Here is a 737-nt window from a genome sequence, read left to right as displayed (position 1 = left end):
TAGAGACGCTGGCTGACTTCGACCTTGAGGTTGCACTCGCCTCGGGCTTCGCTCCGGATCGTGCGCGTGCCTGGTCGCGGCTGCGCGACGTGTACTTCGGGCGCACCAAGTTCACGCGCAAACAGGCGGTGGCCGCTACGCGGGCTCGGGGTTTCTCCCTCGACGAGCTGGCTCTGATCGAGCGACGCATCGCACCGGTGAAAGATGCCTCCCAGCGGTGGGCACTGCGCCTTGCCCTGCTTGAGGTCGAAGGTGGCTACCGGGCGATTGAGGCTGCAGCCCGTACGTTGGTGCCGGCGGATAAGACACCGGCGGTGGATGCGGCGAAGTTCGGGCCGTCACGAAACGGCAAACGTACCCTGCACTTAACCTATGACGAGCGAGAAATTTCCGATATGGAGCACGCTGGTCGGTTAGGGATTGATCAGGATCGTCCGGCTGCACCCCAGATTGCCGAGAACCTCATTGGGATCTTCTTCGGCGAGGGCAAGGTCGCAACCGCAGCGCCTCGCCCGACGGTGTTGGTGCCGCTGCCGGATTACCTGCGCATCTTGGATGGCAATGGTGATGATGTGCTGTTGGCCATGACCGATGGCACCACCATGACGGGTGCGGAGTTTTTGGCCTCCCAGTTCGGTGATGCGTTAGAGGTGGCGGCGTTTCATCCGCAGGCCGGTGCGGTGAACTTGTATCGCACGCAGCGTTTGGCGAATCAGAAGCAGCGTGATTTGGCCAAG

Annotated in this window: 1 protein-coding gene; it reads left to right on the top strand. The window is 62.1% G+C overall.

Translation table 11 applies throughout. The features are described from left to right. A partial coding sequence (locus HMPREF2690_RS06240; RefSeq protein ID WP_083320326.1) for a hypothetical protein occupies positions 1 to 737 on the top strand: 737 nt, incomplete at both ends.

The organism is Corynebacterium sp. HMSC034E11, from assembly GCF_001835905.1.
GTDB classification, from domain to species: domain Bacteria; phylum Actinomycetota; class Actinomycetes; order Mycobacteriales; family Mycobacteriaceae; genus Corynebacterium; species Corynebacterium coyleae.
This window is presented reverse-complemented; position numbering and strand designations above follow the sequence as displayed.